At 66.2% G+C, this 9,138-nt stretch carries 8 protein-coding genes; 5 read left to right on the forward strand and 3 right to left on the reverse strand.

All coding sequences use genetic code 11. The features are described from left to right. Positions 1-5: 5 nt before the first annotated feature. The 3 genes from QZV93_RS17280 to QZV93_RS17290 form a co-directional block, all read right to left on the reverse strand. Positions 6-1,061 (reverse strand): DUF3829 domain-containing protein, encoded by a 1,056-nt coding sequence (locus QZV93_RS17280; RefSeq protein ID WP_295559941.1) that lies wholly within the window; start codon positions 1,059-1,061, stop codon positions 6-8. Positions 1,062-1,210: 149 nt separating this feature from the next. Next, positions 1,211-2,773 (reverse strand): anthranilate synthase component I, encoded by a 1,563-nt coding sequence (gene trpE, locus QZV93_RS17285; RefSeq protein WP_295559943.1) that lies wholly within the window; start codon positions 2,771-2,773, stop codon positions 1,211-1,213. 13 nt (positions 2,774-2,786) lie between these two features. Further along, on the reverse strand, positions 2,787-4,691 hold the full coding sequence (locus QZV93_RS17290; RefSeq protein ID WP_295559945.1) for a peptidylprolyl isomerase: 1,905 nt from the start codon (positions 4,689-4,691) through the stop codon (positions 2,787-2,789). A gap of 253 nt (positions 4,692-4,944) precedes the next feature. Between QZV93_RS17290 and tpiA the strand changes: the two genes are divergently transcribed. The 5 genes from tpiA to QZV93_RS17315 all read left to right on the forward strand — a co-directional run. Beyond that, positions 4,945-5,706 (forward strand): triose-phosphate isomerase, encoded by a 762-nt coding sequence (gene tpiA / locus QZV93_RS17295; protein WP_295559946.1) that lies wholly within the window; start codon positions 4,945-4,947, stop codon positions 5,704-5,706. Positions 5,707-5,826: 120 nt separating this feature from the next. Further along, complete coding sequence (locus tag QZV93_RS17300) at positions 5,827-6,282, forward strand: hypothetical protein (RefSeq protein WP_295559948.1); 456 nt, start codon at positions 5,827-5,829, stop codon at positions 6,280-6,282. Positions 6,283-6,393: 111 nt separating this feature from the next. Next, positions 6,394-6,765: a preprotein translocase subunit SecG gene (gene secG / locus QZV93_RS17305; protein WP_295559950.1), complete on the forward strand. Its 372-nt coding sequence runs from the start codon at positions 6,394-6,396 to the stop codon at positions 6,763-6,765. Between the two features lie 102 nt (positions 6,766-6,867). Beyond that, positions 6,868-7,386 (forward strand): hypothetical protein, encoded by a 519-nt coding sequence (locus QZV93_RS17310; RefSeq protein ID WP_295559952.1) that lies wholly within the window; start codon positions 6,868-6,870, stop codon positions 7,384-7,386. A 130-nt stretch (positions 7,387-7,516) separates the two neighbouring features. After that, positions 7,517-9,138 (forward strand): CTP synthase (locus QZV93_RS17315; protein ID WP_295559953.1); only part of this gene is annotated, 1,622 nt, incomplete at its 3' end.

Genomic DNA, 9,138 nt, shown 5'->3' on the forward strand with positions numbered 1-9,138 from the left:
CCAGCCTAATCCAGGTATCGCAGCCGCGAGTTCGCGATCGAGCCGCTCTCGTTCATCATCTCGAAATAGTCCTGGACCACCTGTCCGACCAGCGGACCCGAGCCTTCGAAATCGTGACCCTGGTTGCGCTGCAAAGGCGTCTGCAAGGCACGCAGGGCAACCAGAAGGGCCTGCGGCTTGTCCTTGAAATCTTCGAGCTCCTCGGGCTTTTCCTTGGCGAACGCGTCGAAGATCTCGACCGCTTCGGCATAGCTTTTCATCGCCGCGTCGAAGCGCGCCATGTCGATGATCACACCTTTGGGCGGCACCACACCGGCCATGATCTGGTCGAACGTCTCGCCCGGCGTATCCGGCCCTAGCTTGCTCATCATCTCATCGAGCATGTCGGCGTCCATGGGGGTGGGCCGCACCTTCGGGAACGTGTCGACGACGCGGTTCGCCGCATGCATGACATTGGCCGCCTGCCAGGCGCGCGACCGTCCCTCTCGCGCCTCGATGTCCGCGACTTCCTGTTGCTCGACCTCGCGCACGAACGGCCGCAGCTTCTCCAGCATCGCTTCGCGCTTGGCCAGGAAGGCCTCGGCCAGCGGCACCATGCGCGTGTGCAGCGCCTTGCCCTCCGCCATGCCGTCCGCACGATACGCCTCGCGCTCATAGTACTGGCTCGCCTGATTGAGCACAGGCGCCACGGCTTCGTAGGACTCCATATAGCTCTGCATCGCCGCATCCAGCTCCGGCGTATCGGGCTTGAGCGACGAGGCCCCACGCGCTTCCGTCAGCAGCGCGGCGATGTCATAGACATCGTACAGGCCGTAGGAGATGTAGCGCTCCTTTCCGGTCGGCCCGGTCTTCATGTTCACCCAGCTCGCGTAACGCTCCCAGGAGTCCCTGGCCCGCTCGGTCATTCTGGACACCTCGATATAGAGGTTGGCCTTGTGAAGGCCCGCGTCCACATCGGCGGCGGCACAGGGCGTGAGCGCCAGAGTCGCCATCGCGACTACCGAGCCGGCGGCGAGCATCAGGGGGCGGGCGACGCCCTTCCAGGACGGAGACGGATGCATGGCGGAGCTCCCTCGGGAAAACGGCGACGCGGTGCGGTAGCTTCGCCGACCTTTCCCGTGAAGTCACGCTGCAAGAACAGGTGATGACAGCGGCCATCGCAGCCAACCTGGCATGCCTCGACGTGCGGCAGCGGACGAGCCCCTTAGGCTTAACGCCCCTTCTTGGCGCCCCGCGAGGCGAAACGCACTGCTTCCTCGGCCGCGCGCACGATGGCCTTGGCCTTGTTGATGCATTCCTGCTGCTCTTTTTCGGGCACGCTGTCGAACACGATGCCCGCGCCCGACTGCACGTAGAGTTGCCCGTCCTTGACCAGCGCCGTGCGCAGGACGATGCAGGTGTCCATCTCCCCGTCGGCGGTGAAATAGCCGACGCAGCCCGCATACGGCCCGCGCTTGGCCTTTTCCAATTCGTCGATGATCTGCATGGCGCGCACCTTCGGCGCCCCCGACACGGTGCCCGCCGGAAAGCCCGCCATCAGCGCGTCGATCGCATCGTGCTTGCCGGAAAGGCGGCCGATGACATTGGACACGATGTGCATGACGTGGCTGTAGCGCTCGATGACGAAGCGCTGCGTTACCTCGACGGAGCCCACATCCGCCACACGCCCCACGTCGTTGCGTCCGAGATCGAGCAGCATCAGATGCTCGCTGCGCTCCTTGGGATCACGAATGAGCGCATCGGCAAGCGCTTTGTCCTCGGCTTCCGAGGCTCCGCGCGGCGCCGTGCCCGCGATCGGCCGGATCGTCACTTCGCCGTCGCGCAGGCGGACCAGGATTTCGGGCGAGGATCCGACCAGCGCGAACGAGCCGAGATCGAGATGAAACAGAAACGGCGACGGGTTCGTGCGCCGGAGCGCCCTGTAGAGCGCAAACGGCGGCAACGCGAAAGGCGCCGAGTAACGCTGCGAGAGCACCACCTGGAAGATGTCGCCGGCGCGGATGTACTCCTTCGCCTTCTCGACCATGCTCATGTACTCGCGAGCGGTGGTATTGGACTTGGGCTCCGGCTGCGCAAGCTTCTTCGGAGAAAGCGCAGCCCCGTGCGGAAGCGGCGCGTCGAGCGCTTCCACCGTGCTCTTGAGCCGCTTCAGCGCCGCCTTGTAGGCGCGCTCCGCATCGGCCTTGCCCCCATCCTTGCCCTCGGGGCGGACCGGCGTGACGATGCTGATCTCGTCCTTCACGGAATCGAAGATGACGATCACCGTCGGCCGCATGAGCACGGCTTCCGGCACGTCGAGTTCGTTGTTCTTGACGTCCGGCAGCTTCTCGATGAGCCGGACCGTGTCGTACCCCATGTAGCCGAATACGCCGGCTGCCATCGGCGGCAGCTCGGACGGCAGCTCGAGCCGCGAGCAGGCGAGCAGCGCGCGCAGCGATGCCAGCGTCGCCTTCCCGTCCGCCTTGAAGGCATCGGGCTTCTTGCCCGGATTGCGATTGATCTCTGCGGTCTCGCCGTTCGCACGCCACACGACATCGGGCGCGAGCCCGATCACCGAATAGCGCCCGCGCGAGGCACCGCCTTCGACCGACTCGAGCAGAAACGAATAGGGCTTCCCCAGCGCCAGCTTGAGATAGACCGAGACCGGCGTCTCGAGATCGGCGACGATGCGCGTCCACACCACCTGCGGCTCGCCGGCGCGATAGCGCTTGGCAAAGGTCTCGCGCGGAGGCAGCGCCTCGATGCTCTGGGCCCTCTGCGAGAGCGTGCTCAAGAGAACAGTCTCCCTACTGCTCGTTCCCCGTGGGCGAGCCCGTCGCCCGCGCCAGCTCGGCCTCGTTGACGAACGCGTTGAAGGCTGCCTTGAGGCCGGTAAGGTAGGCGACCTCCTGATCCTCGGCGAGTTCCTGCGAAAGCTCCTGCGCGAGCTTGTCCGACTGCGCCTTCGACGCCGGCGACGCCGCGACGATCTCCTTCACCTGAAACACGACCCGGCTTCCGCGATCGCTCGTCTGCGCGTACCCGGCACCGCCCTTCGCGAGCCCGAAGGCCTGCCGCACGGCATCCGTCGTCAGCCCCGGCGGCGAGGCGTTGCGCTTGATCTGCTCCAGTTTCTCGGGCTTGCCGCCGCTGTCCGCGGCGACCTTCTCGAACGCTTCGCCACCCCGCAGACGCTCGACCAGCTTCTTGGCCAGCTCGTCGAGGAGCTTGCTCTTCTCTTTGTCGACGTAGAGCTTTTTGACGTCGTCCTTCACGGACTCGAACGGCTTCTGCTTGGCTTCCGTCACCCCCAGCACGTCGAACCACACAGAGCCCGAGCCCGGAAGGTTCACGGCCGCCGGCTGCGTGCCGACGCCGTTCGCGAACACCTCTTTGAGGACGATGGCGGCATCGGCAATGTCGAGCCCCGTTTTGCCATCCGGTGTCTTGTTGTCGGCGGCGACCGCCTCGATCTCGACGAACTTGATCTTCTGCTCTTCGCTGATTTCCTTCAGCGTCTTGCCCGCGTTGCGGCCTTCCTCCACCAGATCGATGCGCTCCTGCAGCATGGTCTCGGCGCGCTCGCTCGCGAGCTTGTCGCGCACCTTGTCCTTGACCTCGTCGAAGGTGCTCTCCTTGGCCGGGTCGATCTCGATGGCACGCACGAGCACGGTCGAGAAACGCCCCTCGATCGGATCCGAGAGCTTGTCGCGCTCGAGGGCAAATGCGGCGTCGGCGATCACGGGATCGAGCATGTCCGCCTTCGCAAGCATGCCGAGATTGACGTCGGTCTCCGTGGCACCCGCCTCCTTGGCCGCGTCGAGGAAGTTCTTCTTGCCGTCGACGATCTCCTTGCGGGCAGCCTCTGCGGCGGCCTTGTCCTTGAAGGGGATCTGCTGCAAACGCCGCCGCTCGACCTTGTCGTAGGCCGACTTGTGATCGGTGTAGTAGGCTTTGAGCTCGTCGTCCGTGAGCTTCACCTCCGACTTCAGCGTGTCGACGAGGAGCGGAAGCACCGCGACCTTGCGGTACTCCGGCGTCATCAGCTCCGTCTTATGCGCTTCGTAGGTCTCGTTCAGCTTGGCGTCGTCGGGATCCGCGACCGTCACCTTGGCCGGATCGATCTGCACGTGCTCGATGGTGCGCGTCTCCTCGCCCCAGGCATAGAGCTCGTCCACGATCGGCTTCGGCACCACGACCGCCGCCTTGAAGGCATCGAGAATCTGCCCCTGCAGCTGATAGGCGCGCCAATCCGCGAGGAAGGCCTGCTCGCTCATGTTGGCGTTGCGTAGGCGCGCCTCGAAGTCGAGACGCGAAAAGCGTCCGTCCGGACCCGCGAAATTCGGATCCTTGCTGATCATGTCGGCCAGCGTCTCGTTGGAAAGCGAAAGACCGAGCTTCTTTGCGTGCTCCTGGATCGCCGCTTCGCTGATGAGCTGGTTCACCACCTGGCGGTGCACGTTGAAGGCCAGCGCCTGCTCGGTCGTGATCGGCGACCCGTCGTTGAGCTTGAGACCATCACGGGTCCTCTGGAACGCGCGCTGGAACTCCGCGTCGGTGATCTCGGTTTGCCCGACCTTCGCCACCGCTCCGCCCCCGTATCCTCGGAACACATCGGAAACGTTCCAGAAGATACCGAAGCTCACGATCAGAATCGCAAACAGCAGCTTGGCCAGCCAGCCTTGGGCGCCGCGTCGGAGGGCGTCGAGCATTGAGAAAGACTTTCCGTTTGACGCGGGCCGAAGAGCGCACGTGTCTGGGCTCGTCCGGCACCGCTTGCAGAAAAAGTTGTTCCCGTCCATGACGGGAGGCGTCGGAGTGATATGAAGCCCAGCCGGGCGCTGATTGCAAGACCGTGCGCGAAAGCTGAAGGTAAGTTAACCGGGCCGTGAACACCCGATCGGCAGCCCCCCAAACGCCGAAGCCAAAAAAATAAGGGAAGACGATGAGGGAAGAGCCCGGCCCATGACCACCGCGCCCCCCCGCCCCCTGGTGGCGGGAAACTGGAAAATGAACGGACTGGCCTCGGCGCTGGCCGAGGCGGCAACCGTCCGCGACGCCCTTGGCCGCGCGGGCGCAGGCGCCCCCGAGGTCATGATTTGCCCCCCGGCCACCCTGCTCGCCCCCCTTGCGGCCGTCGCCCAGGGCTCCGCGCTGGCCATGGGAGCGCAGGATTGCCATGCCTCCGCATCGGGCGCCCATACCGGGGACATCTCCGCGGAAATGATCAAGGATACCGGTGCCACCGCGGTCATCGTCGGCCATTCCGAGCGCCGGGCCGATCACGGCGAGCTGGACCGCGTGGTCCGCGCCAAGGCGGCAGCCGCCCATCGCGCAGGTCTCACCGCCATCGTCTGCATCGGCGAAACCAAGGGCGAGCGTTTGGCTGGGCTCACGCTCGGGGTCGTCGACCGCCAGCTCGCCGGCTCCCTGCCCGAGACCGTGACCGCCGCCAACACGGTGGTTGCGTATGAGCCGATCTGGGCCATCGGTACCGGCCTGACGCCGAGCCCCGAGGACGTCGCGGAGGTCCACCAAGCCATCCGCGCCCACCTCACGCAACGCTTCAGCCCGTCCGGGGGCGGCATTCGCATCCTCTATGGCGGCTCGGTCAAACCCGCCAACGCGCGGGAGCTGCTGTCGCTCCCCAACGTCAACGGCGCGCTCGTCGGCGGCGCGAGCCTCAAGGCCGACGACTTCTTGGCCATTATCGCCGCCTATGTGTGACGGCCGATGCAAAACGCATGTGAATTTGATGCGGCTACGTACGATCCCGGGTTGCAGCGGAGCAAGCCGGCAGCCATGAAGACACGGCAGACCGCAAGTGGAAAAAGGCGAGGCCAAGCGATGCGGATCGACGGGGCACTTCTGTGCGGAGCGCTCTTGCTTGCGGCGGGAGCCTCTCATGCCACGGCCGCCCCCCTCGAACCCGAGGCCTGCGCCACCCTGAAGACCGAGCTCCAGGGCCTCGTGGCAGGCGGCGCCAAGTCCGACATGGACCGTGGCCCTGAGTGGGCAAAAACCAATCTCGCTCCGGACCGTTTGGCCAAGATCGAGCGCCTGATCACCGTCGAGGAGCAGTTGAGCTTCCGGTGCGGCGAGCTTCTGACGGCCCGTCCCATCATCACGGAGCCGCCGAAGACCGAGGGCGACAAGCCCGGCGCCACCGCGGCCGGCCTCAACGCCAGCGACGCCGGCCCGTCGGCCGGCGAGCGGCCGGCCCGGGGAACGCCGAGCAATATCCCCCCGCCCAAACGCAAGGACGCCGGCAAAGCCGCGAAAAACCAGGCCGCGGCCCACTGACTGGCGCCACCCGGCCGCAATGATCCCATCTAGCCGTGGGCGCGGCGCTGGTGTAGAACGCGCCCCAATCCCCCAAACCTGCTCTTGCGAGAGCGTGGAGCCACCAGCCCAATGACCACGGTTCTTCTCGTCATTCACATTATGGTTGCAACCGCACTTGTTGCGGTCGTGCTTTGGCAGCGCTCCGAAGGCGGCGCGCTCGGCATCGGCGGCGGCGGCGGCGGCTTTCTGACCGGTCGCGGCACCGCGAACCTGCTGACGCGGACCACCGCCGTCCTGGCTGCCTGCTTCTTCCTCACCAGCATCCTGCTGACGCTGGTCTCGAAGCACACGGCTCCGGCCGGCTCGGTGTTCGATAAGCCCGCCTCGTCGACCCTGGTCCCGAACGATCCGGGCCAGGCGCAGCCCGCGGCACCCGCCACGACCCCGGCCGCACCCGCCGAGCAGGCCCCCCGCGGCGGCATTCTCGACAAGCTGAAGTAGAACGGCTTGCCGCCATCGAACTGAGGATGTGGCCACTCCGCAACTGGCCACGGGCGTCCGCTGTTGCTAGCGTGGCCCGGTTCAGGAGCGGAGAAAACGGCCATGCCTCGGCGAACGCGCGCGCACGTGGGAGCAGCGACGGTGGTCCTGGCGCTGCTGGCCGGATGCTCGGGGGACCTCGGCAGCATCGGGCCGGGCGCGGTGCCTTATCAGCATGCGAATGCCATCTACCCCGTTGGTTATTCCGAGAGCCAGATCGCGCCCGATCGCTACCGCATCCAGGTCAAGGGCCCGCTGAGCACCACGCGCGAGCGGCTGGAAAAGATTGCCGCCACCCGCGCCGCCGAGATCGGCAAGGAGAACAGGCTCGGCTATTTCAAGATCGACGGCGTCCAGATCGCGGCCGAGTGCGAGACCATCACGCCGGGCGGCAAGCCGGCGGGCGTCAATGGGTCCCAGCGCACCGTGGGACGCGCCGTGCTGACCGCCGACGTCTCCTACACCAAGTCGCCGCAGGACCAGAGCTACCTCGACTCGAAGAGCTTCGATCAGCTGCGCGCCGACCTGGACGTGCCGCCGGCCACCCCCGGAATGCCCGCTGCGACCGCCCAATGCGGCTAGTCGAGCAGCGGCCGTCCGCCGTCCCTGCCGCCCGCGGGTGCGGCGCAAAAACCCTCCTCCCGGCGCCAGCCGTGGATGAGACAAGAAAACCTCTTCGAATCACGCCCGTACGGCACTACTCTTAAGGCCCATGCAACGGTACATCTTCATTACCGGCGGCGTGGTCTCCTCCCTTGGAAAAGGCCTTGCTTCCGCCGCCCTCGGCGCGCTCCTCCAGGCGCGTGGGTATTCCGTCCGTCTCCGCAAGCTCGACCCGTACTTGAACGTCGATCCCGGAACGATGAGCCCCTATCAGCACGGCGAGGTGTTCGTCACCGACGACGGGGCCGAAACGGATCTCGACCTCGGCCACTACGAGCGCTTCACCGGCGTTCCGGCCAAGAAGTCCGACAACATCACCACCGGCCGCATCTACCAGGACATCCTCGCCCGCGAGCGGCGCGGCGACTACCTGGGCGGCACGGTGCAGGTGATCCCGCACGTCACCGACGCCATCAAGCAGTTCGTCGTCACCGGCAACGAGGACGTCGACTTCGTGCTGGTCGAGATCGGCGGCACGGTCGGCGACATCGAGGGCCTGCCCTTCTTCGAGGCCATCCGCCAGCTCGGCAACGAGCTGCCGCGTCACTCGTCGATCTTCATCCACCTGACGCTGCTGCCGTTCATTCCGTCCGCAGGCGAGCTCAAGACCAAGCCCACGCAGCACTCGGTGAAGGAGCTGCGCTCGATCGGCATCCAGCCCGACATCCTGCTCTGCCGCACCGACCGCGAGGTGCCCAAGGGCGAGCGCAAGAAGATCGCGCTCTTCTGCAACGTGCGCGAGGAGGCCGTCATCCAGGCCCTCGACGCCGCCACCATCTACGACGTCCCGCTCGCCTACCACCGCGAGGGCCTCGACGATCAGGTGCTGGAAGCCTTCGGCATCACCGGCGCACCCAAGCCGGATCTCACCCGCTGGGAGAACATCTCGCGCAACATCGCCTCGCCCGAAGGCGAGGTAACCATCGCCATCGTCGGCAAGTACACCGGCCTCAAGGACGCTTACAAATCGCTGATCGAGGCGCTGGTGCACGGCGGCATCGCCAACCGCGTCAAGGTCAACCTCGAATGGATCGAAAGCGAGATCTTCGAGCGCGAGGATCCTGCCCCTTATCTCGAAGGCGTCAACGGCATCCTGGTGCCGGGCGGCTTCGGCGAGCGCGGCTCCGAGGGCAAGATCCTGGCTGCGAAATTCGCGCGCGAGCGGGGCGTACCCTACTTCGGCATCTGCTTCGGCATGCAGATGGCGACCATCGAGGCCGCACGCAATCTCTGCGGCATCACGCACGCGAGCTCCACCGAGTTCGGCGCCAGCGACGAGCCCGTCGTCGGCCTCATGACCGAATGGATGAAGGGCAACGAGCTGGAGAGCCGGCGCCAGGGCGGCGACCTCGGCGGCACCATGCGCCTGGGCGCGTTTCCGGCCACGCTCGGCAAAGGCACCCGCATCGCCGACATCTATGGGAGCACCGAGATCTCCGAGCGCCACCGCCACCGCTACGAGGTCAACACCGACTACCGCGCACGCCTGGAGAATGCGGGCCTGCGCTTCGCCGGCCTCTCACCCGACGGCCTCCTGCCGGAGACGGTCGAGTACCCCGACCACCCGTGGTTCATCGGCGTCCAGTTCCACCCGGAATTGAAGTCCCGCCCCTTCGAGCCCCACCCGCTCTTCAAAAGCTTCATCACCGCCGCCATGGAGCAGAGCCGCCT

The organism is uncultured Hyphomicrobium sp., assembly GCF_902826555.1.
Taxonomy (GTDB): domain Bacteria; phylum Pseudomonadota; class Alphaproteobacteria; order Rhizobiales; family Hyphomicrobiaceae; genus Hyphomicrobium_C.

Excerpts from the sequence above, each read along its gene's own strand:
- tpiA (WP_295559946.1), top strand. The coding sequence starts at position 4,945 with ATGACCACCGCGCCCCCCCGCCCCCTGGTGGCGGGAAACTGGAAAATG.
- secG (WP_295559950.1), top strand. The coding sequence starts at position 6,394 with ATGACCACGGTTCTTCTCGTCATTCACATTATGGTTGCAACCGCACTT.
- QZV93_RS17290 (WP_295559945.1), bottom strand. The coding sequence starts at position 4,691 with ATGCTCGACGCCCTCCGACGCGGCGCCCAAGGCTGGCTGGCCAAGCTG.
- QZV93_RS17300 (WP_295559948.1), top strand. The coding sequence starts at position 5,827 with ATGCGGATCGACGGGGCACTTCTGTGCGGAGCGCTCTTGCTTGCGGCG.
- QZV93_RS17280 (WP_295559941.1), bottom strand. The coding sequence starts at position 1,061 with ATGCATCCGTCTCCGTCCTGGAAGGGCGTCGCCCGCCCCCTGATGCTC.
- QZV93_RS17310 (WP_295559952.1), top strand. The coding sequence starts at position 6,868 with ATGCCTCGGCGAACGCGCGCGCACGTGGGAGCAGCGACGGTGGTCCTG.